This is a genomic window from Lysinibacillus sp. FSL R5-0849 (assembly GCF_038595075.1).
GTDB classification, from domain to species: Bacteria; Bacillota; Bacilli; order Bacillales_A; family Planococcaceae; genus Lysinibacillus; species Lysinibacillus fusiformis.
This window is the reverse complement of the sequence record NZ_CP152004.1, coordinates 3140718-3164781: the sequence shown is the minus strand read 5'-3', so window position 1 is coordinate 3164781 and position 24064 is coordinate 3140718. Positions and strand designations below refer to the sequence as shown.

General features: G+C 37.5%; 22 protein-coding genes. 16 read left to right on the top strand and 6 right to left on the bottom strand.

Annotated features, from left to right (window positions below; genetic code table 11):
* Positions 1-16: 16 nt before the first annotated feature.
* From MKY80_RS15515 to MKY80_RS15505, 3 genes are all read right to left on the bottom strand, one after another.
* Complete coding sequence (locus tag MKY80_RS15515; protein ID WP_255250367.1) at positions 17-151, bottom strand: hypothetical protein; 135 nt, start codon at positions 149-151, stop codon at positions 17-19.
* Between the two features lie 211 nt (positions 152-362).
* Positions 363-815, bottom strand: a complete 453-nt coding sequence (locus MKY80_RS15510) for a GNAT family N-acetyltransferase (RefSeq protein ID WP_171365488.1) — start codon at positions 813-815, stop codon at positions 363-365.
* Positions 816-818: 3 nt separating this feature from the next.
* Entirely contained in the window at positions 819-1373 is a 555-nt protein-coding gene (locus MKY80_RS15505; RefSeq protein WP_342530081.1) for a GNAT family N-acetyltransferase, read from the bottom strand.
* Positions 1374-1571: 198 nt separating this feature from the next.
* On the opposite strand from MKY80_RS15505, the gene MKY80_RS15500 reads away from it, so the two are divergent.
* The 4 genes from MKY80_RS15500 to MKY80_RS15485 all read left to right on the top strand — a co-directional run bounded on the left by MKY80_RS15500 (position 1572) and on the right by MKY80_RS15485 (position 5217).
* Complete coding sequence (locus MKY80_RS15500; RefSeq protein ID WP_342530079.1) at positions 1572-2336, top strand: SMI1/KNR4 family protein; 765 nt, start codon at positions 1572-1574, stop codon at positions 2334-2336.
* A 259-nt stretch (positions 2337-2595) separates the two neighbouring features.
* Positions 2596-3279, top strand: a complete 684-nt coding sequence (locus tag MKY80_RS15495) for a hypothetical protein (RefSeq protein WP_342530077.1) — start codon at positions 2596-2598, stop codon at positions 3277-3279.
* 281 nt (positions 3280-3560) lie between these two features.
* The gene (locus MKY80_RS15490) at positions 3561-4550 is read left to right on the top strand and encodes a zinc-dependent alcohol dehydrogenase family protein (RefSeq protein ID WP_342530075.1); all 990 of its coding nucleotides are present in this window, start codon (positions 3561-3563) and stop codon (positions 4548-4550) included.
* 238 nt (positions 4551-4788) lie between these two features.
* Positions 4789-5217, top strand: coding sequence for a GatB/YqeY domain-containing protein (locus tag MKY80_RS15485; RefSeq protein ID WP_008179502.1), 429 nt, complete (start codon positions 4789-4791; stop codon positions 5215-5217).
* Between the two features lie 81 nt (positions 5218-5298).
* Here MKY80_RS15485 and MKY80_RS15480 read toward each other — a convergent pair whose 3' ends face one another.
* The 3 genes from MKY80_RS15480 to MKY80_RS15470 all read right to left on the bottom strand — a co-directional run bounded on the left by MKY80_RS15480 (position 5299) and on the right by MKY80_RS15470 (position 9682).
* Positions 5299-6996, bottom strand: coding sequence for a HAMP domain-containing methyl-accepting chemotaxis protein (locus MKY80_RS15480; RefSeq protein WP_107922089.1), 1698 nt, complete (start codon positions 6994-6996; stop codon positions 5299-5301).
* Positions 6980-8623, bottom strand: a complete 1644-nt coding sequence (locus MKY80_RS15475) for a pyridoxal-dependent decarboxylase (protein WP_090002551.1) — start codon at positions 8621-8623, stop codon at positions 6980-6982. The genes MKY80_RS15480 and MKY80_RS15475 overlap by 17 nt, the downstream gene beginning before the upstream one ends.
* A gap of 351 nt (positions 8624-8974) precedes the next feature.
* The gene (locus tag MKY80_RS15470) at positions 8975-9682 is read right to left on the bottom strand and encodes a polysaccharide deacetylase family protein (protein WP_342530069.1); all 708 of its coding nucleotides are present in this window, start codon (positions 9680-9682) and stop codon (positions 8975-8977) included.
* Between the two features lie 135 nt (positions 9683-9817).
* Between MKY80_RS15470 and MKY80_RS15465 the strand changes: the two genes are divergently transcribed.
* The 12 genes from MKY80_RS15465 (at position 9818) to MKY80_RS15410 (ending at position 23972) form a co-directional block, all read left to right on the top strand.
* Positions 9818-11008 carry an oligoribonuclease gene (locus tag MKY80_RS15465; protein ID WP_342530067.1) on the top strand — a complete coding sequence of 397 codons (1191 nt, stop codon included), beginning with the start codon at positions 9818-9820 and terminating at the stop codon, positions 11006-11008.
* 115 nt (positions 11009-11123) lie between these two features.
* Positions 11124-11984 carry a DUF4179 domain-containing protein gene (locus MKY80_RS15460; RefSeq protein WP_237068799.1) on the top strand — a complete coding sequence of 287 codons (861 nt, stop codon included), beginning with the start codon at positions 11124-11126 and terminating at the stop codon, positions 11982-11984.
* A gap of 48 nt (positions 11985-12032) precedes the next feature.
* On the top strand, positions 12033-13235 hold the full coding sequence (chrA, locus tag MKY80_RS15455; protein WP_008179491.1) for a chromate efflux transporter: 1203 nt from the start codon (positions 12033-12035) through the stop codon (positions 13233-13235).
* A 170-nt stretch (positions 13236-13405) separates the two neighbouring features.
* Entirely contained in the window at positions 13406-14551 is a 1146-nt protein-coding gene (gene hemW / locus MKY80_RS15450) for a radical SAM family heme chaperone HemW (protein WP_171365479.1), read from the top strand.
* Between the two features lie 89 nt (positions 14552-14640).
* Positions 14641-15669 carry a heat-inducible transcriptional repressor HrcA gene (hrcA, locus tag MKY80_RS15445; protein ID WP_008179487.1) on the top strand — a complete coding sequence of 343 codons (1029 nt, stop codon included), beginning with the start codon at positions 14641-14643 and terminating at the stop codon, positions 15667-15669.
* 17 nt (positions 15670-15686) lie between these two features.
* Complete coding sequence (gene grpE / locus MKY80_RS15440) at positions 15687-16259, top strand: nucleotide exchange factor GrpE (protein WP_008179485.1); 573 nt, start codon at positions 15687-15689, stop codon at positions 16257-16259.
* 75 nt (positions 16260-16334) lie between these two features.
* Positions 16335-18170: a molecular chaperone DnaK gene (gene dnaK / locus MKY80_RS15435; RefSeq protein WP_342530060.1), complete on the top strand. Its 1836-nt coding sequence runs from the start codon at positions 16335-16337 to the stop codon at positions 18168-18170.
* A gap of 232 nt (positions 18171-18402) precedes the next feature.
* Positions 18403-19521 (top strand): molecular chaperone DnaJ, encoded by a 1119-nt coding sequence (gene dnaJ, locus MKY80_RS15430; RefSeq protein ID WP_008179481.1) that lies wholly within the window; start codon positions 18403-18405, stop codon positions 19519-19521.
* A gap of 21 nt (positions 19522-19542) precedes the next feature.
* Positions 19543-20484 carry a 50S ribosomal protein L11 methyltransferase gene (prmA, locus tag MKY80_RS15425; protein WP_008179480.1) on the top strand — a complete coding sequence of 314 codons (942 nt, stop codon included), beginning with the start codon at positions 19543-19545 and terminating at the stop codon, positions 20482-20484.
* A gap of 83 nt (positions 20485-20567) precedes the next feature.
* Positions 20568-21305 carry a 16S rRNA (uracil(1498)-N(3))-methyltransferase gene (locus MKY80_RS15420; RefSeq protein ID WP_089986167.1) on the top strand — a complete coding sequence of 246 codons (738 nt, stop codon included), beginning with the start codon at positions 20568-20570 and terminating at the stop codon, positions 21303-21305.
* Positions 21306-21525: 220 nt separating this feature from the next.
* Positions 21526-22326: a CsxC family protein gene (locus MKY80_RS15415; protein ID WP_008179473.1), complete on the top strand. Its 801-nt coding sequence runs from the start codon at positions 21526-21528 to the stop codon at positions 22324-22326.
* 260 nt (positions 22327-22586) lie between these two features.
* On the top strand, positions 22587-23972 hold the full coding sequence (locus MKY80_RS15410) for a BC_2427 family protein (RefSeq protein WP_239354970.1): 1386 nt from the start codon (positions 22587-22589) through the stop codon (positions 23970-23972).
* The last annotated feature ends 92 nt before the right edge of the window (positions 23973-24064 follow it).

Genomic DNA, 24064 nt, shown 5'->3' with positions numbered 1-24064 from the left:
TGGTGTCGCCTGCAATTTATTGAAACAATAAAAAGAATTTAGCCAATAAAAAGATAGGGACCCCTACAATTATTACGCCTGCCAAGAAATAACAAAATAGCATAAATACATCGAAAATCGCACCGGCTAAATCATCAATGAATTTTAACATTTCATTTCCCTCCAAACATAATAAGTATAGGCACTTACAAATTGCGAAAAGAGAAAAGCCTCAACGTCACTGTTGAAGCTATTAAATCTTACATATTTTTTACTATTTCACTATTAAAAACTAAATCTGTATAAACAATACTAACATTCATCGGAAAGTATAACAAATATTTAGGACTGCTCACATAGATGGATCACTCAACATCAAAGATTTAATCTCGGCTTGCCTTATCAAAATCATATTGTAAAGTCTTTTTTAAATAGTAATGTTTAAAATCTCTTCCTACTTGATCGAGGGTCCCATAAATTTCATAATCATGATTTTCATAAAAAGTTAACGCTTGAAAGCTTAAGGTGTCAACCTTAATGAAATCGCACTTATTCTCTAAAGCAATTTCCTCAATAGCTGCTAACAATTTTGAACCATATCCTTGACCACGAAATTTTTCATCGACCATTAATGTGTGTATTTCTAACCAGTTCCAGCAAACCTCCCCTAATATGCCACCGAAAATTTGACTGTCTTGATCCGTTAGAAATAAATTAATTTCCTTATAGCGCCCTTGTAGGTCTTTTGGAAAGTGTTCTACATTATATTCATAAAGCATGTGATTAACATAAGATTTATTTTTTGCATCTAATTGTTGTGTGATTTGTAAGGACATCTTTTACTCCTTTAGTTGAAATGGAAAATCGCGTTTCCAAATCATATGATGATTATTTGTTCCCCAAAAATGTTCAAGAACATAGTTTGGCTGTCCGAATTTTCTCTGCCAAACTAGTTGTGCTTGTTTATAGCCACTGTCTAAACAAAAGCTAGGGATGTTTTTCATTTCTAACGTTGTTAGCATTTTCTTCACAAGTCTCGTTCCAATCCCACAACCTTGGTAGTTTGGATGAACATAAACGGTCCCGATTTCTGGACAATTTGACAGGTCTTCCATAATCGTTTTTTGAATGAATTCATTTGACTCACCATACTCGATGGTGCCAATGATTTCTTCTGTTTCGCCATCCTCAGCCAGCCAGAAAAATCTTTTTTGGCCCTGACTTTCAAAGTCAGCAGCTAAGTATTGTTTTTTCGTTGTCCATTCATGTTGTTGATCGTCCACCAGTTCGGCAATACCTTCTTTAGCGAAAGTATCCTGAATGACATGTAAAAAGAATTGATGTAGTACAGGAGTATCTGCTGGCTCAGGGCGTCTGATGATTATATTTCTCAAAAGAGATTTCTCCTTTTACTGTTTTTAATAGATCTGATGTATGTTTTTAGTATGGTGACGGCTTGGATAAAAGTCATAAGATTACAGACGGATATACGAAATAATTATGGCTGTGCACTTTAAAATTATAACATGTTCTCCTTCATTGGGTAATGATGGGGTATGATAAAATGCAAAGCAGTAAGGAGGGAACTACCTATGAATGAAGTATTTAAGGACATTGATGAAATAATAGAGAACATGCGTAGTTTTATTTCAGAGATTCAACAACAAGAGCCATCATTTTATGCCATATACCCAATGATTTTTCACCAGCCACTAGAAGAAGATGGTAGTCAATTAATGGGTAGCCATTGGCAATTACCGGATGAATATATCTACTTTTTGAAACATTATGTCGTGGAAGGAATTACATGGAATACAGGTGACTATATAAACCTACAAATATACGGGGCTACGGATTTAGTGCGAGGACAGGATGGTTACAATTATAATCCAGTCACAGAAGAAATCATTTCTGATTGGCCACAACATTATGTAGTCATCGCTACGGATGAGGGAGATCCATATTGTATAGATGTATCGAGAGGGGATACGGCCATTTTCACTGCCTATCATGGCACAGGTAGTTGGGATTTTGAAATGGCTTACGATCATCTCGTAGCGTTTCTTCAGAGTGTTCTTGTACCACCTAATTTAGAGGAGGAGCAGTTGGAAGATCATTCTTACAATTACTATGAGATGTATATTACCGGCAATGGAAAGGATAAGCTTAAAACTTTATTACTGCTTAAAAAGAGACTGTCCTGTGATTATTCAACAGCTAAAAAATCTTTAGAGCAGTTGCCGTTATTAATTTATAGAGGTATCGAAGCGGGTGCAGTTCAATTAGAAAAAGAACTACAACAGATTGGCGCAGATTATCAAAAAAAGAAAATAAGCTTATCAGAATTTTTAACATGAGAGATTTGGCAAATTTCATTACATGAAATAAAAACACGACGGTTTGATTTAATGAAACATGAAAATACCATCAAATCAGCCAACAGATGAGAAATGATTCGCAAGGGGATGTAGAATTTTTGATTAGTTCTCAGACAACTAGCAAAGGAAATCGAGAGCATCTGTAAGTTATCTAAATAAACTTCATTCTTTTGCACGAAGTAAAATGCCTTGTCTGACTAGTATAGTAGAGTTAACTACAAGCAAGGGGTGGATTTGAATGAAAATTACGAGGGTTAAACTAGTTGTTCATGATGTACAAAAGATGCAGCAATTTTATTGTGAGCAAATGGGATTTGCATTGGTCAAAGGTACAGAGGATTATTTTACAATAGCTGTTGGGGATAGTGAGATGACTTTCGAGAAAATCTCTTCTCAAATCCAAAAACAGTATCATTTTGCTTTAAACATTCCAAGTAATTTATTTCAACAAGCAAAGGATTGGGCGAATTTACGAGTCGGCCTACTTTTTTCGGAAGGTCAGGATGAAGTTTATTTTCAATTTTTAAAGGCCTATTCATGTTATTTTTATGATCCAGAGGGCAATATAGTGGAGTTTATTTCTAGACAGGAAGTGAATCCAAAGCTCAATACAACGACTTTTTCAATCGATCAAGTGTTACATATTGGTGAAATTAATTTAACAACAGATGATATTTTCGCAGTAGCAGGAGAGTTAAATGAATATGGTATAAAGCATATTAATAACAAAAATATTCAACAAGATTCCCTGAATTTTTTAGGCAACTATGAAGATGGAGCCAATATTTTAGTAGGACCTAGTGATCGTCTATGGTATTTTTCAGATAAGATTGCGCAGGTCAGTCCAATATGTATTGAAATAAATGACACTCTCCAATTAATAATGGATGAAAAAGGTCATCTAACTGTCGTTAAATTATAGTACCTTGAATTTTGATTAAATTGTATGTAATTCTGATAGTCAGGACGGGTTATTATCTGTATGTGATCAGTGAAACAATTCTAACGATGATGGCGTGTTATTTCTGATGGCATCTATCAAACCTTTCATTGTCAGCAGGAAAATATAAAGTGGGTTCAATTATTTTGTGCTAAAGGGAAGCAATCATTTTATCAGAAGCTTTGGTTTAAGAAACGTGACGCAAAAATGCCCCTGGAATGATGCTGTTTAATCGTTAATCCATAAAGGAGCTAGAAAGAATAGTGAAAGTAAAATCTCTTAAAATATATGAATATGGAAATCCAAAAGAGGTAATAAGGGTTGAAAATAAAACCATTACACCTCCTATTCCACAGGCAATTCTTGTGCGTATGCTAGCAAGGCCGATCAATCCATCTGATCTTATACCAATATGGGGGAAATATGCTCATCGAATCACTTTACCAACAGTACCTGGCTATGAGGGCGTTGGAATTGTTGAAGCTGTCGGATCGCTTGTTTCGCCCAAGCTTCTTGGTCAGCGAGTGCTACCTCTACGGGGAGAGGGGACTTGGCAGGAAATGGTGAAAACCCAAGCTGAATTTGCTGTAGCTATCCCTACTGACATGGATAATTTTACTGCAGCACAAATGTATATTAATCCTCTTACAGCTTTAGTAACTTGTACAGAGGTTCTAAAATTACGATCGAGTGATGTTTTATTAGTGAACGCTTGTGGCTCAGCTATCGGACATATTTATGCGCAATTTGCGAAATTATTAGGTTTCCAGCTAATTGCGGTTACAAGAAATGGTCGGCATACGGAGGCCTTACAGCAACTTGGTGCCAACTATGTCATTGATACATCCTACATGCCCCTGAATGAGACGGTGATGGCATTAACAAATGGGCGAGGTGCAGATGCTGCCATTGATTCCATAGGAGGAGATGCTGGCAATCAACTTGCATTTTGTGTGAAACCTGGTGGGGAATTTTTAGCTATTGGCCTTTTATCAGGAGTACAGGTGGATTGGGCAAACATTGTGAAGGAAGCAAATGTCCAGGCAAGGATGTTTCATTTACGACACTGGCAACTTCAGTCGACAACAGAAAAATGGCAACAATTTATGCAACATCTAATCAACCTCGTACATAATGGGTTATTAACAATGATGAACGTAAATGCGTACTTTCCTTTATTAGACATTCACAAGGCAATAGACGCCGTTGAATTTAGCCATACTAATAAAGGGAAGGTTTTTTTAACAACCTAATAAAAGGAGAACACATGAACAACACTAGGCGAACTGCTGAATTTTAAGCTAGTTTTGTTAGTGTGTTTTTTATTGGAGAGAATTTATTGCGTGAGGAAATGGCTTAACAGGAGCTCATTTCTTATCAGGGGGAACTAAAAGGAATGCTCCATTATCAAGTGAAGTTCTGATTAAAAGTGTTCAGGCTAGTTTTGTGGTATAATTTTTTGGAATATAAAGGCTTGAAGGAGTGAGGTCAATGTTAAAAACAGAGGTATTTGAACAATTAAAAACAGCAATGAAAGAAAAAGATATTTTGGCAAAGGGTGTATTATCTCTTTTAAAATCGGCTTTAGATTTGGCTGAAAAAGAAAAGGGAGAGGCTTTAACAGCTGAAGAAGAAATGGCCATTGTAAATCGAGAGGTCAAACAAACAAATCAGGCTTTAGAGGGTGCTCAAAAGGCTGAACGAGCAGATTTAATTGAGAAAGAAGAAGCTAAATTAGTACTCTTGAAATCATTCTTACCAAAGCAATTATCGGAAGAAGAGATTGCTAAAAAATTAGTAGCCGCTGGTGTTGAAAAAGGAATGAATATGGGAGAGGCTATGAAAATTGCTAAACCATTACTTTCTGGTCAAGCTGAAGGTGCAGTGATTTCAAAAGTTGTGAAAAGTATTATTGCTTAATCTTCTACCTTCTTGGTAGAAGATTTTTTTGTTCTACTAAAAAACCGCTACACCTTCTTCAGGCATAGCGGTTATGTTTATTTATAATTTAAATTTCTGGATGATATGGCGAAGTTCTTGTGCCATCTCAGCTAAGTTATTTGAGGATGCAGTAATTTCTTCAATACTTGCAGATTGCTCCTCGGAGGCAGCTGCTACGTTTTGAATATTGCCTGATGATTGTACAGCTACGACTCCCACTTGCTCAACAGAAACAGCAATACTGCTAACTCCTTCGTTGATATTGGCCATAATGTTATTCACATGATCCATTTCCTTCGTCAGGTCTGTGATATGGGCATAAATATCAGCAAATGCTTCACCTGAGGCATTGAAGGTTGTAGAGCTTTCAGCAAGATTGCTACTGCTAATCGCCATTGATTTTACGGCTTGTGCAGATTCCTCTTTAATCGTTTCAATACGTGTACGAATACTATTTGTTGCATCTAATGATTGGTCTGCTAGTTTACGTACTTCCTCTGCAACGACCGCAAAGCCCTTCCCATGTTCACCTGCACGAGCTGCCTCAATCGAAGCATTTAATGCAAGTAAATTGGTTTGATCAGTAATCTGTGTAATTAATGTTACAATATCTCCAATTTCATTCGTGTACGTACTTAAGCGTTCCACAACAGTTGCAGATTCTTGAATAGCTTGAGATGTAACAGCCATTTTTTCAGTGGCATCTTTAATCGTAGTATTGCCTTTTTCTGAAATAGCTGACGCATCGAATGCCTTTTCAGTCACATCCGTAACGCTTGTAACAACCTCAGACATTTTGCCTGAGATGGATGTAATATGACTTTCGACTTCTTCAATCGAATAGGTTTGTTTTTCTGAACCGGCCGCAACTTCTTGCATAGAAGAAGTAATTTGCTGTATGGATGCACTTGTTTGCTCAGAGCTTGCCGTTAATTCCTCAGACATGGCAGCCACTTGCTCAGCATTTTGAGCAATTTGCTTAATCAATATACGTAGATCCTCTGTCATATTCTCAATGCCAGATGAAAGTTGAGCGATCTCATTGGAGCCCTTTATTTGAAGCGGTTCAACTGCTAATTCTCCCTGTGCAACTTGTCCTACATACTGAGTCATTTTTTTGATTGGTCTCGTAATGCCTACGCTAATGAAGTAAGCAACGATAATGCCTAAAATCACAAAAATAACCGTCATAATAATACAAAGCCAAAGTGTTTCTGTTTGAAGTTTAGAGATAAAGGAAGCGTCCATATCTAAACCAAAAATAATATCTGTATCTTTGAATGGGATGAATATAGATTTATGGATACCATACTCATCTTTATAAATATCACTTGTTTGAATCGTTCCAGTGTTTATAGCTTCACGCATTTCTACACTAAATTCATAATCTTGTTGATGATTGTCCGTATCACTTAAAGCAACGATATGCTCTTTCCCATTTGCATTAGAAAGCACATAGGCATTTTCAATATCGTATTTTTTAACTGTTGCATTCAATTGATCTAATAATTTTTTATATTTATCAGGACTACCATTATCCGCAGCCTTGACATCATTTTTATCGATATTTTCAAATATAGTGCTCGATGTTATTTCTAATGTTGATTCAAATTGTTTAATAACAAAATTGTCGATAATGCGGTATGAAACAGCAAACATGACAATGCTAAATATCAACGAAATAATGGCTATCGGAATAGTAAAGCTAGCAATATATTTATAGAGTAAGGAACTCTTAAATTTATTGACGATACGCAATTTGAGACGCCTCCAATACTTGAAGCTTTTTCTGTAAGAATTGAATCATATTAGGGATATGCTCAGTCTCCGTATAAGGTGAAATGGAGAAGAACTTTGCCGCAGCCACTGGTACAAGTTGTGTTGTATCATTTGTAACAACTGTGCAAACTCGAGTTGTATCACCAAAGAATACTTCGTCTCGACCTTCTCCGATAATCTCAAATAAAGAAGCATTGATGGCATTAATACGTTCAATTTGATCTTGTGAATAGTGACCAGCCTGTTCTGCTTGCCAGTTCAAGCCATCTGGGTATAAACGGAAGGCAGTGACTGGACCAATATTCATTTCATTGACAACCTGTAGGCTTGGTATTTTAGCAGCTAATTGTGCACGGAATGCTAAATTCACGCGTACATAATTGGCTAGTATTTGTTGATAGCCTTCCTTACCGAATGCTTGTAAAGCAGCCAAAATGGCAATAGAGCTACCCATGCGAGAGCATTCTAACGTATAACCTGTATGATAGGAGCCATAGCCACGATTACCAACATAAGGTGTGTCAAAGTCCTCAATATCTAATAGCTGTAAGCTTTTTCCGTCTTTAATTAAGAATAAGCTAGTTAAATAAGGGGTTTGTCCAAGCTTTTGGAAATCAAAGCAAAGGCTATCTGCAATTGCTAGATGCTGCATACGTTCATGGATTTGTGACAGACCTTGTAATACATCCTCTTCGAATTGAAGAGGGTTTTTTTTGAAATCATAATCATTGAAAAATGCATAAAAACCACCTAAAGCTGAGTCAGCGTGAATATGTACTGGTTGTAGGTTGTACTTTTGCTCAAGGCTAGTTGTAACTTCTTTTACAGCCTTTACATCATCAATGCCAAATTGATCTGTTGCCCCTGTAGTTGCTACGACATAGACAGGAATACCGCCTTTTTCAATGACCTCAGTCATGCGTGCACGTAAGTCTTCTACATCCATGGAGTGATCTTTGCCTGCTTTTACGCGTACTAGATGTTTACTGCCAATTCCTACTGCTTCAATAGATTTTAAAAGACTATAATGCGCGTTTTCTGAAGCAAAACAATATAAATTATTAGGAATACCATCTTCTTTAGCGTGTGGGAATTGCTTTGCAATAGCTAGACGTAATCCACTGAAAACAGCCCCTTGTCCACCCCATGTAGTATAGCCGAAGCTTTTTGTGTAATCATAGCCTACTAATTTAGACATCATAGCTACTACCTTTACCTCACACTCAGCAGCAGCAGGTCCATAAACATCCCATAAGTTATTGCCATTCAGAAGGGCATTTGTAAACTGACCTAATACGCCAGGAATGCTGGCCATTGGCAAAACATTTGTGACAAAGTTACGTGTATGGTAGGGATGCCCTTGCATTAATTCTGTTAATTCTTCTACCACTTGATCGAGGCCAACGCCAGTTGTCGGTACTTGATGGTCCTGCATAAGCTCTTGATAAAAATTAGCAGAGCGGTCTTTCATTGGACCTAGTGTCGTCTTATTTGGATCCTTTAACTTATCTAATGAAGAAACAATTTTCTCTAATAAGGATAAAAAATTCTCTCTTTGTTGAATATTTCCATCTTCGCTCTGGAATAATTGTTGGATTTTTTGCATCATCATCATCCTTCGTAGTTCATATTTCCTCTATTTTCAATTAAATAAAAATAGGTCCTTATACTAAAAGTATAATAGCATATTTTAGCAGAGATGGTGATTATATTTTACTGAAAAAATATATATTAACATTTCCGAAAAATCTAACATTTAGGAATTTCGTTGTTTAACTTTGTAATAAGGGAATATAGGATGTGTAAAATTTGTAAAAGTGGAATGGTAGGAGAGTAAATAATATAAAATACTATAATGTTAATATTATAGTGAATGAACATGATATTGCTGCTTCATGACTATTGTTGACTAAGGAATCTGTCCTATAGTAGGCGCAGACTCCTAAGTATTTTTTTATTAATCGTTTTTGATGGTTAAAAGTTCATTAATCGTTACAAATGTGAAACCTTCGTCCATTAATGTCTGTAAAATCTCCTCTATGGCCATTAATTCATTACCCGTAGAATCATACATAGGATGCATTAAAATAATGGAACCTGGTCGAATGTTTTCTTTTACATACCTCACTTTTTCATCAGCCTGTGTGAAAAACGTATCAGGTTCTAAGTTCCATGTAATCGTCTCTCGCTTATGTTTATTTAAATAATAGGGGAATCCAATTAGTTTTTTGCCGTATGGTGGTCTTACTACGATTGATTCCGTATAGCCAATATCGGCTATTAAGTCATCGGTTTTTTCGATTTCATGTTTAATAAAGGCAGGACTTTTTAATACCATACGCTTGTGTGAATACGTATGATTTCCAATTTGATGACCAGCCTCAGCAATTTTTCTCGCCTCCTTAGGCTGTCCTTCGAGATCCTTTCCGATTAGAAAAAACGTTGCTTTCACTTGATAATCGTCTAGTAACGACAAGATAGCATCGGTATTTTTAGTTGGTCCATCATCAAATGTCAACGCAACAACTTTGTCATTTGTCTCAACATGAGAGGTTATGTTTCCAAACAATTGATAATTGCGGGCATTCATTAGTTTATAGGCTGAAAATGCTAAAGCGAGTATTATTACGATGACAATTCCACTATTGGCAAGCTTACGTTTCATTGATATCTCTCCTTCTGATATGAATTTGCGTAGCTGAATTAATTGTTTTAAATGTATGTGATCACGTATTCTTTTTCAACGACATTTTTTGTTTGAATAACAAAAAAGTAACCATACTATATCGGAGGTGAAGACATGTATAAATTACTATCACATAACGATTTAGATGGCGTAGGCTGTGGGATTCTAGCCAAGCTAGCGTTTAACGATCAGGTGAAAATACGATATAACTCTGTTACAGCACTTGACCGCGAAATCGAGTTCTTTTTGGAAAATGAACAGTCCAAATCTTTTTTATTTATTACAGATCTTTCTCCGAATGAGGGGAACGAAAAAAGAATTGATGATTACTTTCAGGCTACTGGGAATGTGCAGCTTTTAGACCATCACCAAACAGCCCTCCACCTCAATCAGTACGAGTGGGGTAAGGTTGTACTGGAAGATGAACAAGGCCTTTTAACGTCTGCCACATCTTTATTTTATCAATATCTTGTCATGCATGGACTATTAGAAAAAACAGATGTTCTTACAGAGTTTGTGGAGTTAGTGCGACAGTATGATACATGGGAATGGGAAAGGAACGGAAATTATCAGGCGCAACGATTGAATGCACTCTTTTTTTTAGTGTCTATAGAAGAATTCGAAGAGAAAATGCTGGATCGTTTAAATGGTCAGTCTCATTTCCACTTTGATGAATTCGAAAAGAAAATTTTAAGCATGGAAGAGGAGAAAATAGAACGTTATATTCGCCGAAAAAAACGTGAGCTAATTCAAACAAATTTAGGTGACTTCTATGGTGGGGTTGTTTATGCGGAATCTTATCATTCTGAACTTGGCAATGAATTAGGAAAAGAAAACGTGCATCTTGATTATATTGCCATGATTAACATGGGGAGTAAAAGGGTTTCCTTCCGTACGATACATGATCATATTAATGTGGCGGCCATCGCAGCCTTGTTTGGTGGAGGAGGGCATCAAAAAGCAGCTGGGTGCTCATTAACAGTGGAGGCATACAAGCAATTTGTGCTAGAAACTTTCCACTTAGAGCCCATTCCTGAGGACGCAAAAAGAAATCGCTATAACCTTAAGGGCACCACCTTTGGAACCTTCTATAAAAATCACCACGATGAATTATTTCTTCTCTATTCAAATAATGAAATGGATTGGATTATTGAAATAAATAAAATTCCGCTTGAGCAAACCTTTATGAGCTTTAAAGATGCCGAATGGTATGTAAAGCGATATTACCAGGCTTGGCTAGTAAGGGATGATCTATTCGTGGACTATTTAATGCAAGAAGTAAATAAGGCTCGTCATCTAAAATAAAGGGATTGAATAATTCCTTTAAATACATATTGATTTTGTCCAACCTTCTTTCTATTCAGGTTATATAATGCTTCTTTCCTAACTACAATAAATCATAACTATTTATAAAAAAGAGGTGTACTTGTTGTCCGATGATATCTTTCGAGTTGTAGATTTAAATAAGGAAAATCGAGGACGCAAAAAATGGGGAATTGTTGTTGTATTCTTATTAGTCTTAGTAGTTAGTAGTTCTTCTTTGCTGTACTGGCTATGGGATAGGGAAGTGGATTTTGAAGCTTATAAAACAGAGGTAGGGGAAACAGCTAACAATAGTCTTGGGCGTTTAACGTTAAATGAAGTGATCATGGATGACAATCAAATTTTATTGAATGCAACCTTCGAGCCTGTTAAAGAGTTTAAGCCAGATCATCAGGTGTTTTTCTTTCCTCAAATACTTGTTAATGGTAAAGATTATATGGTTCGTAATGGAGGTCAGTCTATTGCCAAATCTGCAAATGTTTATACCATTTATAATAGCATCAAAATGGATGATTTCCCGACAGATGAAATTTTAGAATTGGACATTCGTTATAAAGATTGGAATGTAGAAACACGCATTGAAAAGCCGTGGGAATTTCAAGTAGAGGCATCACAAGAGCAATTACAAGAAGATCGACATGTTTTTTCAATCGATAAAAAAGTCAAACATATTGATCAGCAAGAGTTAATGATTGATCGTGTAGTTTCCACTCCTATCTCAACTACCATTTATTTTCATTCGGAGAAAAGTATCGTCAATGAGGCTCTGCTCTTTAAAATTCAGTCTAAAGGTGGGCAGTCATGGACTTTTGAAACACCCTATCCTTTAAATAAAGAAGGGACAAAGTGGGGAAGCCGTGTGGATGGACTATACTTATCTGAGAAAAATTATACGTTAGTTCCTGTCGATAAGGATGGGAGTAGACTTGATTCCACCATTAAAATAAAAAAAGATTAACGATGCATGAAAATTTACAAACTCTTAATTTGAAAGAATCACCTTTCCATGTATGATGAAAAAAAGATATGGAAAGTAGGTGAGAGTTTGCGAACGCTATGGGAGATTTTTTATGTTTCATTAAAGTTAGGTTGTACGTCGTTTGGGGGACCAACAGCTCATTTAGGTTATTTTCAACAAGAATACGTGCAAAAACGTAAATGGCTATCTGCCCAAGATTATAGTCAGCTTGTTATATTGAGTCAATTTTTACCAGGACCTGCATCTAGTCAGGTGGGTATGGGAATTGGTTTATTAAGGGGTGGTTTATTAGGGAGTGTACTTTCATTCCTGGGCTTTACACTACCCTCTGTGTTGTTATTGATGGTATTTGCCTATTTTTCCATGTATACAGAGTTAAAAATGGATTGGATACATGGTTTGAAGTTAGTAGCTGTGGCAATTGTGGCACAAGCAATATTTGATATGAGTAAAAAATTACTATCGACAAAATTACATGGGTTGATCGCTATAATGGCGCTTATCATCGTGCTATTATGGGTCCATCCGCTGGCACAAATAACAGCCATTTTACTAGCTGCTTGTATCGGCTTTCAACGAATAAAAAAAAGTAACGAGAGCAATGCACCTTTAGCGATTCATATGCCTATTTCTAAATCCACTGGTATTGCTTTATTAAGCCTTTTCTTAATATTGCTCTTTGGGTTACCGATAATGAGTACTTTATGGAATCATGAATGGGTAACGATGCTTGAGAAGTTTTATCTAGCAGGGGCACTGGTATTTGGTGGAGGTCATGTAGTCTTACCCTTATTAGAGGCACAGTTTGTTCAAAGTGGACAAATGAGTACAGCGGACTTTTTAGCAGGCTATGGTATGACACAGGCAGTTCCAGGGCCATTATTTACATTTGCAGCTTATATTGGGATGGCTATTGCTGGTGTGCCAGGAGCGATTATAGCCATTTTGGCAATTTTCCTACCAGCATTTTTGTTAGTAATAGGGGCCCTCCCTTTTTGGTTCAGCTTGAGCCGTAATATCCGACTAAAGGGAGCTATGTCAGGAGCCAATGCAGCAGTCGTCGGAATTTTGGTCGCTGCCTTTATCCATCCAATTGTGACACAAACTATTCAAAACGGATTAGATATTGTCTTTGTCGCTGTATTCTTATGGTGTTTGATGCGCTGGAAGATGCCACCATACTTATTGGTGCTTTTAGGTATAGTAGTCGGTATTGTTTGTTATACATGAATTGAACTAGTAGGCTAGAGGAATTTCTTTGGCATACTAGTTTTTAGTTTGTAGAAAAAATAATGGGGAAAAAATATGTGTAAACCCACTAGATGGTTTCATAGCGTTCCTTCTATTGATTCGTTATAATGTAGAAATGGAAAAGACTTAACGAGAAAGAAGGGAAAGCTATGGCACGAGGTGTTTACATTCATATTCCTTTCTGTCATCAAATCTGTAATTATTGTGATTTCAATAAATTTTACTTTAAAAATCAACCAGTGGATGAATATATAGAAGCACTTGGGAAAGAAATGGAGCTTGCAACAAAAAAAAATCCCGAAAGCTTTCGTCATATCGAAACCATTTTCTTGGGTGGAGGTACACCAACAGCATTATCGCCACAGCAATTGGACAAACTTCTAACATTAATTCGTACGTATATTCCAATGAATAGTGTGACAGAATTTACATCAGAGGCGAATCCAGATGAATTGTCTGTGGAGAAATTGCAAGTTTTGTTTGAGGGCGGTGTCAATCGACTAAGTATGGGCGTGCAATCCTTCGATCAGGAACTGTTACAAAAAATCGGACGGACACATAGTAACGAGCATGTGTATGAAACAATTGCAATGGCTAAAGAAATCGGCTTCCAACATATTAGTATTGATTTAATGTATGGATTGCCAGGCCAAACAATGGTCCAATGGAAGGACTCTTTAGAAAAAGCATTAGCCCTTGATTTACCTCATTTCTCTGCTTATTCCCTTATTGTGGAGCCAAAAACGATTTTTTATAATCAGTATGCAAAAGGAAAGCTCCTTTTACCAACAGAGGATTTGGAAGCGGATATGTACGATGTTTTAATGCAGCAAATGGAATTGCATGGTCTTCAACAATACGAAATTAGTAATTTTGCAAAGCCTGGTTATCACTCGGAGCATAATAAAATCTACTGGGATAACGATGAATATGCTGGCTTTGGTGCTGGTGCCCATGGATATCTAGCAGGTGTACGTTATTCCAATCACGGACCATTAAAAAAATATATGGAAACTGTCTTCGCAGGGGAACTTCCAATTGTCCATGAGCATGAAGTATCACAGGCTGAAAAAAGAGAAGAGCAAATGTTTTTAGGACTGCGTAAAACTGAGGGAGTTAAGCACAAAATATATGTAGAGAAGTTGAAGGTACCGATCGTAGCTCATTATGATTCTGTCCTGAAAGAGCTAGTATCAAAAGGACTTTTAGAACATGATGATGTGGGTGTTCGCCTCACAAGAAAAGGGCGTTTTGTGGGTAACGAGGTGTTTCAACAATTTTTGCTAGAAGAATGAGCGATATCGTTGACATAAATTGTGGGATTTGATAATTTAATAATAGTATTAGCACTCCTCTTAGTTGAGTGCTAACAGAGGTGATAATCATGCTAACAAATCGGCAGTTACAGATTTTGCAAGTAATTATAGATGACTTTATTTTATCTGCACAGCCGGTAGGTTCTCGCCAAATCTCCAAAAAACAAGGGATTACATTTAGTCCAGCCACAATTCGAAATGAAATGGCGGATTTAGAGGAATTAGGCTATTTAGAAAAAACGCATACTTCCTCTGGTCGAGTGCCTTCGGAAAAGGGTTACAGATTTTATGTAGATCATTTGTTGAGTCCTCAAGGTATTAACTCGAGAGACATACAACAGATCCAATCGATTTTCAATGATCGACTTGTAGAAGTAGAGCATATTATCCGAAAGTCAGCCAATATTCTATCAGAGCTGACATCTTACACTTCCATACTATTAGGACCTGATGTTCAAAGACATCGTGTCAAAAGATTTTCGATTGTACCACTTTCTAGTGATACAGCAGTAGCAATTATCGTGACGAATAATGGACATGTTGAAAATCGCTTATTTAATTTACCACCTGATTTTACCGCTTCTGATTTAGAAAAAATGGTCAATATCTTGAATGATCGCCTAATAGGTGTGTCATTAGAAGAGCTCCATAAAAGCCTTGAAGCTGAAGTGTTGGCAGTTTTACAGCAACATGTTCGATCAGCGGATGATTTTATTCATGCACTCGTAACAGCGACCATGCAAAATCCAGAAAGTAAGATTTTCTATGGTGGTAAAACGAATATGTTTAATCAGCCTGAGTTTCATGATTTAAATAAAGTCCGCATGATATTGGACTTAATGGAAACGACCAGCCAAGTGCAGTCATTATTCCATCCAAATGAATCAGGCATTCATATTCGAATAGGCTCTGAAAATAAACAGCTAGAAATGGAAAATTGCAGTGTCATTACCACTACTTATTCTATTGGTGATGATCAACAGGGAGCCATTGCTATTATTGGCCCAACACGCATGGATTATAAGCGTGTGGTGGCATTATTAGACGTAATACGCTTGGACTTAACACAAGCATTTTTGAAGAATCGTAGTGAGTGATTATGAGGAGGATTCAAGTGACGGAAACAACTGAAAACAAAGAATTAGTACAAGATGATGTACAAGCTGAAACGACAGCAGAGGAAGTAGAACGCACAGAGGTTCAAGAAGAAGTTGAATTATCAGTGGAAGAACAATATGAGGCGAAACTTGCTGCATTACAAGCAAAGCTAGATGACGAGGAAAACCGACACCTACGTTTACGTGCAGATTTCGATAATATGCGTCGTCGTCAACAACTAGATCGTGAGGCTGCTGAAAAGTACCGAGCGCAAAGCTTATTATCGGATTTACTGCCAGTCCTTGATAATTTTGAGCGTGCATTACAGGTGGAGACAACTTCTGAAGAGACTGCATCTATTATTAAAGGAATTGAAATGGTGTATCGCTCGTTGCTAGACGCAACAGAAAAAGAAGGTCTGCAAGTGATTAAAGCAGAAGGTGAGCAATTTGATCCAAATATTCACCAAGCTGTTATGCAGGAACAGGATAGTGAAAAAGAGACGGGTGTAGTCTTACGCGAGCTACAAAAAGGATATATCTTAAAAGATCGTGTTTTACGCCCAACAATGGTATCTGTGAACGAATAGTCTTAGCACTATTTAGTCAATTAAAATTAGTGAAAAAACGCATCCCTTGCGTCGAATTAATAGGAGGAAATTTTAATGAGCAAAATTATTGGTATTGACTTAGGAACAACAAACTCTTGCGTTTCTGTACTTGAAGGTGGCGAACCAAAAGTAATTCCAAATCCAGAAGGTAATCGTACAACACCATCTGTTGTTGCATTTAAAAATGGCGAACGCCAAGTTGGTGAAGTAGCAAAACGTCAATCAGTAACAAACCCGAACACAATCATCTCTATTAAATCAAAAATGGGTACAGCTGAAAAAGTAACGGTGGAAGACAATAATTACACTCCACAAGAAGTATCTGCTATGATTCTTCAATACTTAAAAGGTTATGCAGAAGATTACTTAGGTGAAAAAGTTACGAAAGCAGTAATTACAGTTCCTGCTTACTTTAACGATGCACAACGCCAAGCAACAAAAGATGCTGGTAAAATTGCTGGTCTTGAAGTTGAGCGTATCATCAATGAACCAACAGCTGCAGCACTAGCTTATGGTTTAGATAAACAAGATCAAGATCAAAAAGTATTAGTATTTGACCTTGGTGGCGGTACATTTGACGTATCGATCCTTGAGTTAGGTGATGGTGTCTTTGAAGTATTAGCAACTGCTGGTGATAACAAACTAGGTGGGGATGACTTCGATGACGCAATTATCGAGTATCTAGTGGCTGAATTCAAAAAAGAAAACGGCATTGATTTATCAAAAGATAAAATGGCCATGCAACGTTTAAAAGATGCTGCTGAAAAAGCGAAAAAAGACTTATCTGGTGTAACATCAACACAAATCTCTTTACCATTCATTACAGCTGGTGAAGCAGGTCCATTGCACTTAGAGATTTCTTTAACACGTGCGAAGTTCGATGAAATTACTTTACCATTAGTAAATCGTACAGTAGGTCCAGTACGCCAAGCATTATCTGATGCAGGTCTTTCAACTTCAGAACTTGACCAAGTTATTCTAGTTGGTGGTTCTACTCGTATTCCTGCTGTACAGGAAGCAGTACGTAAAGAAACTAACAAAGAACCTCACCGTGGTGTAAACCCAGACGAAGTTGTAGCAATGGGTGCTGCAGTTCAAGGTGGCGTTTTAACAGGTGATGTGAAAGACGTTGTATTACTTGACGTAACACCACTTTCACTTGGTATTGAAACAATGGGTGGCGTGTTCACGAAATTAATTGACCGTAACACTACAATCCCAACATCTAAATCACAAGTATTCTCTACAGCAGCTGACAACCAACCAGCAGTAGATATTCACGTACTACAAGGTGAACGCTCAATGGCTGCGGACAACAAAACATTAGGTCGCTTCCAATTAGCAGATATTCCACCAGCACCACGTGGTGTACCTCAAATCGAAGTAACTTTCGATATTGATAAAAATGGTATTGTATCTGTAAAAGCGAAAGACCTTGGTACAAATAAAGAGCAAACAATTGTAATCCAATCTGATTCAGGTTTATCAGAGGCAGAAATTGAACGCATGGTAAAAGATGCAGAGGCTAATGCTGACGCAGATGCTAAACGTAAAGAAGAGGCAGATCTTCGCAACGAAGCTGACCAATTAGTATTCCAAGTGGATAAAACAATTACTGACCTAGGTGAGCAAATTACAGAAGACGAGAAAAAATCTGTAGAAGATGCTCGTGATGAATTGAAAAAAGCACTTGAAGCTGGCGAATTAGAAGGAATTAAAGCAGCTAAAGAAAAATTAGAAGGTGTTTTACAGCCATTAGTTATGAAAGTTTATGAACAAGCGGCAGCAGCTGCTCAAGCAGCACAAGGCGGAGAAGCAGACGCTGATGCTGGTGAAAAAGATGATGGTGTTGTAGACGCTGATTTCGAAGAAGTAAAAGACGATAAATAAGAATTAAACGCACAGTAAAGTGAAAAAGCCAAAGACCGCTTGCGGCTTTGGCTTTTGTCATGATGTAAGGTTATCTTCCTAGTAAAGGTACCAATTAAGAAATACTTGCATATGTTAACACCGGTAGGAAGTAAAGACCTCAAATTTATACAGACGAATACTCAAAAAATAAGGCAGTTTTATCGACTGCATGTTACAATAGATTTTATGCAAACAGAGCGGAGTGTGAATCATGGAGAAACGCGATTATTACGAGGTGCTTGGCCTAACAAAATCGGCAACAAAAGATGAAATCAAAAAAGCATACCGTAAACTATCAAAGCAATATCACCCTGACCTTAATAAAGAGCCGGGTGCAGATGAAAAATTCAAAGAAATCGCTGAAGCATATGAAGTATTAAGTGATGATCAGAAAAAAGCACGCTACGACCAATTTGGTCATGAGGATCCAAATGCTGGATTTGGTGGTGGCTTTGGAGGCGGCGGCTTTGGCGGCTTCGAGGATATTTTCAGTTCATTCTTTGGCGGTGGTGGACGTCGTCAGGACCCAAATGCTCCACGCAAAGGTGACGACCTGCAATATCGCATGAATATTAAATTTGAAGAAGCTATTTTTGGGAAAGAAACAGAAATTGAAATTCCTAAAGATGAAACGTGTGAAACTTGTCATGGCTCAGGAGCAAAGCCTGGTACACAACCTGAAACATGTTCTACATGTAATGGTGCTGGTCAAATCAACCAAGCAGTGGATACACCATTTGGTCGTATGATGAACCGTCGTTCTTGTACAACTTGTCATGGGACAGGGAAGATCATTAAAGAAAAATGTTCAACTTGTCGTGGAGAAGGAAAAGTTCAAAAACGTAAGAAAATTAAAGTGTCCATTCCAGCTGGTGTCGATGATGGTCAACAAATTCGTGTATCTGGTCAAGGTGAGCCAGGTATAAACGGTGGACCAGCAGGGGATTTATATATTATGTTCCGTGTTCAAGGTCATAATGATTTCGAACGTGATGGGGATGATATTTATTTCGAGTTGAAATTGACATTCCCACAGGCAGCACTTGGAGATGAAATTGAAGTACCAACTGTTCACGGTAAAGTAAAACTACGCATTCCAGCTGGAACACAGTCAGGTGCTCAATTCCGTTTAAAAGATAAAGGTGTAAAAAATGTTCATGGCTATGGTACGGGGAACCAGTATGTAACCGTGAAGGTGATGACGCCAGAGAAATTAACGGAAAAACAAAAGCAATTATTACGAGAATTTGCAGAAATTAGTGGCGATATCCCTGAAGAGCAAGGAAGTTCACTATTCGATAAAATTAAGAAAAAATTCCAAGGTGAATAATTAGAGGAGCTGAAGAGCTACGTGAAGTGGTCAGAATTATCCATTCATACAAAAAATGAAGCGGTAGAAGCAATTTCGAATATTTTGCATGAAGCAGGAGCAAGTGGTGTTGTTATTGAAGATTCTGCAGAGTTTGCGAAGCCACGTGAAGATCAATTTGGTGAAATTTATGCGCTAAATGAAGAGGATTTCCCGAAGGATGGCGTCATTGTAAAAGCTTATTTATCGGAGTCTAGTTTTTTAAATGAAACAGTCGAGGAAATTAAAGCAGCCATTACAAATCTAACGAACTTTAACATTGATATTGGTGAAAATGTAGTATCCATTGTTGAGGTTAATGAGGAAGATTGGGCAACTGCATGGAAGCAATACTACCATCCTGTCAAAATTTCTGAACGCTTTACCATTGTCCCAACATGGGAGCAATATACGCCTGTCTCAACAGATGAATTAATTATTGAATTAGATCCAGGTATGGCATTTGGTACTGGAACACATCCAACTACAGTGATGTGTCTACAAGGTCTTGAAAAGGTCATCAAAGAAGGCGATACGGTTGTTGATATTGGAACAGGGTCAGGCGTATTGTCTATCGGAGCGGCACTACTTGGGGCTAAAAATGTGCATGCTCTTGATCTAGATGAGGTCGCAGTTCGCTCTGCACAAGAAAATGTTGCCTTAAATAAAGTAGAGGACAAAGTAGCTGTTTTCCACGGTAACCTATTAGATACGGTTAAAGAACCCGCAGATGTGGTTGTCGCAAATATTTTGGCAGAAATCATTATGTCCTTCACTGACGATGCATTTACAATTGTGAAACCAGGTGGATTATATGTCACTTCAGGCATTATCGGTGCCAAACGCGATGATGTTAAAGTAGCTCTGGAAGCTTCAGGCTTTATAATTGAAGAAGTATTATTAATGGAAGATTGGGTAGCGATTATTGCCCGTCGACCACTATAACTTGATGGAGGAAGCGCCAAATCGTAAGCCATGTGCTGGCGATTTGGCGCTTTCATTTCTTGCTAGAAAGGATTGTGAAGCATATGCAACGATATTTTATTGAAACAGCCATAGAGAATGCACGGATAAGTGGAGAAGATGCACGGCATATTGAGCGAGTGATGCGCATGAAACAAGGCGATCAGATCGTTGTTGTTGCACAAAATATTGCTCATATTTGTACGATTACAGGATTTGAAGGTGATGAGGTAGTGGTTGACGCTACTGGTGAAACTATCCCTTCATCAGAGCTACCTATTCAAATAACAGTAGCTTGTGGCTTACCAAAGGGCGATAAGCTAGAGCTGATTACACAAAAAGCGACAGAGCTTGGTATGTTTGCCTTACAGCCATTTGAAGCGGAACGCTCGATTGTGAAATGGGACAAGAAGAAAGGGGCTAAAAAGCAAGAAAGATTGCAAAAAATTGCAAAAGAGGCGGCGGAACAAGCCCATCGTACACATATTCCAGCAGTGTATGAACCTGTTACATTTAAACAATTGTTACATGAAATAGACCAATTTGATGCTGTTTTTATCGCAGACGAAGAGGATGCAAAAGCTGAGAAACGCACACGATTTGCGGACAAGCTTAGACTTGTGCAAGATCAAAAATTAACATCAATGCTTATTATTTTTGGTCCAGAGGGTGGCATTTCCCGTAAAGAGTCAGAGGCCTTGTTACAAGCAGGTGCTCAAACCATGTCGTTGGGACCAAGAATTTTACGTGCAGAAACAGCACCACTGTATGCGTTGTCTGCCATCTCATATGAATTTGAATAAATGCCATGTTAATGATGAGTAATAGGAAAGCCACCTAATTTAGGTGGTTTTTTTGAGTTCCTTTTTGAAAAGGAGTCAGTCAGATTTATAATTCAGGCTCAAAAGTTCCAAATAAAATATGGAAGAGAACAAGTTCAATGTCCATACATAGTTTTTATTGCTACATATTCTAGCGATAGGAGAGCTCACTAAAACTATAAATTGAAAAGAGGTAATTTTTTTGAGTGAACAATTTGATAGTCAGATTCAACCTTGTCCAGTAACATCAACTGAACAAATCCCATTAACGAATGATTTTACGCAACTAATAGCTACACCCGTAACAGCGCCAACTATTAAAATTCCAGTAGTATTGGCAGAGCCAACTTTACAAATCGTTGTAGAGTCAGATATTACACTAACTCCGGCAGCAACTGAGATCAAACGAGTGAAAAAACATGTCTTTCTCAATCAAGTGAAACTGGTACCAGTTAACTTTGCACGAATTGCTGGCACAGACTATTTCAGAGTAACAAGAGCTAAATTATTTGTAGCAGGCCATATTCGTAAAAATATCGAATATGCTTCATCAGCATGTAGTGGGGCACTTCGTGACAGAATTGCTGACGTTCCATTTTCTGGGTTTACAGATCTTACTTTCCCACAAACAATTGGGGGCTCTACACCAATCTTAGGAATTTCCGAGTTTGCGGAAGCGAACTTCCTTAATGAAGCGACTCAAATGGATGCTCGTCTTGATAAGGCTTTCTTCCAAAATCTTGTGAAATACAATGAACAACCATTTGGTGAATTAGTAGCAGCGAACTTCTTTGAACTTGATTTTTCACCAATAATGGCAGCCCCAGAATGTACATTTAGCACATTACGTGAAAAAATCGTATTAGAATTAACTGTAAAAGTACTGCAAGTTCAACAAATTCGTTTGGGAGCTGGAAGTAGCGTAGTAACTCCTGTTCTTCCAGGACTTACACCACCAGTTTCACCACCAGGTAATCCTACTCCTCCCTCTGAATTTTGTTAATCTCAAATATTGAGTAAAGTCATAACAAGGCACTGATCAAAATTCATCATTTTAGTGGGCAGTTGACAGTTCGGGTTTTATTCGGACTATTAACTGCCTTTTTACATCCAAAAACGTATGGACCATGCAAAACGTCTCAAGCAGAGACTTCTGTGACAAATAGAGAAATCAAGCATACTATAAATTGTAATTAGTATGGCAATCTTACCATTAAAAACGAATGGATATAAATGTACCTAATATTGTTTGGGAGTGAACGAATGAATACTCCATGGATTAACTTTAGAGAGATGAGAGAAGTATCCTCTAAGCAAAATAAATATTTGGATTGGGCGTATCAGACAAAAGATAACGAATCTCCAGGAGATGGAGAGGAAAGCAATCCTCGACTTAGTGAAATAGAAGATGAATCACCTACAACGGATTCTATAGCTATCCATCAGGACATACCTAGTCCAACAGAAACAACCTTTGAACCTCCACTAGGTAACGATAAGAATCCTTTGGAGGACCATGTAGCGTCCGATCAAGACTTAGTATTAGCTGAAGGAGAAATCGAATATTTCCTACATAGTGTTCATAACCTTGAAGAGAAAATAGCTTTAACAGAGCGATCGGATGCCAATGAAGACCTACCTATTTCAGCAGAGACGAATATGGAGGGAGAAATCGCACCTTCGCCAAATATTGAAACTGGTGCTATAGAGGAATCGATTTTAACAAAACATGTACTCGTACCTACAGAAACGAATAGGGAGGACGTTGAAGAATTCCCATCTGATTATGATGAATCCCGTGTGGAAGAACATGATTTAGCAACTCACTCAGATGCTGAATCTACAGTAGAAAATAAAAGGCACTTTGAGGATACTGCGGATACGGAGAAAAACAATCCCATTCCAAAATCGTTGTATGGAGAGATATACTCTATCACTAAAAAATGCCCGTTTTCTACGTATGTAGAGATTAATAATTTTCTTCATGCTCCTATTTATGGTGAACATGTTCAAAATACTACATTCGAATTTCTGGATAAAAACGATCATCTAACTCCACAATTTGAAACAAAGCTTTTCCATACGACAGCAGATTATCCTGACCATCCTGAATGTCGTTTAGTTCGCTCAGACATTAATCAATTGATTTCAATCATGAAAACTGATACGGATGATAAAAATAAAATGAAGCCTCATCTTTTTCAATCAGTGGTCACTCCCGTACATTACTCACCATCAATCGAAAAAGGGGAAGCCAGCACTTACGCACCTAATTTAATACATATTCGAGCACCTGTTGTAGTTGGGGAATATAAAATTGAACTATGTCTTGAAGAGATTATGGCATTTGAAAAAGGGATTGTAGGGATGAAAGAAATCTCGAATAAGGTAATGATTACCAACTGTAGATTTATACCTATTCGTTTATCCCAATCATTAGGGAATGGAACATGTACAGCAATAAAGGGAAAGTTATTGATAGAAGGCTATATACAGCAGAATATTGAATATACATCATTGGATACACAAAATGAGTCAATAACTCATGCCAATCGATTATGTCAGAATATAGTATTAGAATTAATTATCCATATGTTACAAGTACAAAAAATCCGAGTTCTATATGACAGTCCACGCCTTGGGCAATAATAGAAGTTTTTTCACTCAGCATAAAAGTTCCTTTTCTAATATATACGTCTATATATAGTTTGGATTACTACATATTCTAGCGATAGGAGAGC

Excerpts from the sequence above, each read along its gene's own strand:
- MKY80_RS15515 (WP_255250367.1), bottom strand. The coding sequence starts at position 151 with ATGTTAAAATTCATTGATGATTTAGCCGGTGCGATTTTCGATGTATTT.
- MKY80_RS15510 (WP_171365488.1), bottom strand. The coding sequence starts at position 815 with ATGTCCTTACAAATCACACAACAATTAGATGCAAAAAATAAATCTTAT.
- MKY80_RS15500 (WP_342530079.1), top strand. The coding sequence starts at position 1,572 with ATGAATGAAGTATTTAAGGACATTGATGAAATAATAGAGAACATGCGT.
- MKY80_RS15495 (WP_342530077.1), top strand. The coding sequence starts at position 2,596 with ATGAAAATTACGAGGGTTAAACTAGTTGTTCATGATGTACAAAAGATG.
- MKY80_RS15485 (WP_008179502.1), top strand. The coding sequence starts at position 4,789 with ATGTTAAAAACAGAGGTATTTGAACAATTAAAAACAGCAATGAAAGAA.
- MKY80_RS15475 (WP_090002551.1), bottom strand. The coding sequence starts at position 8,623 with ATGCAAAAAATCCAACAATTATTCCAGAGCGAAGATGGAAATATTCAA.
- MKY80_RS15470 (WP_342530069.1), bottom strand. The coding sequence starts at position 9,682 with ATGAAACGTAAGCTTGCCAATAGTGGAATTGTCATCGTAATAATACTC.
- MKY80_RS15465 (WP_342530067.1), top strand. The coding sequence starts at position 9,818 with ATGTATAAATTACTATCACATAACGATTTAGATGGCGTAGGCTGTGGG.
- chrA (WP_008179491.1), top strand. The coding sequence starts at position 12,033 with ATGTATGATGAAAAAAAGATATGGAAAGTAGGTGAGAGTTTGCGAACG.
- hemW (WP_171365479.1), top strand. The coding sequence starts at position 13,406 with ATGGCACGAGGTGTTTACATTCATATTCCTTTCTGTCATCAAATCTGT.
- hrcA (WP_008179487.1), top strand. The coding sequence starts at position 14,641 with ATGCTAACAAATCGGCAGTTACAGATTTTGCAAGTAATTATAGATGAC.
- dnaK (WP_342530060.1), top strand. The coding sequence starts at position 16,335 with ATGAGCAAAATTATTGGTATTGACTTAGGAACAACAAACTCTTGCGTT.
- dnaJ (WP_008179481.1), top strand. The coding sequence starts at position 18,403 with ATGGAGAAACGCGATTATTACGAGGTGCTTGGCCTAACAAAATCGGCA.
- MKY80_RS15420 (WP_089986167.1), top strand. The coding sequence starts at position 20,568 with ATGCAACGATATTTTATTGAAACAGCCATAGAGAATGCACGGATAAGT.
- MKY80_RS15410 (WP_239354970.1), top strand. The coding sequence starts at position 22,587 with ATGAATACTCCATGGATTAACTTTAGAGAGATGAGAGAAGTATCCTCT.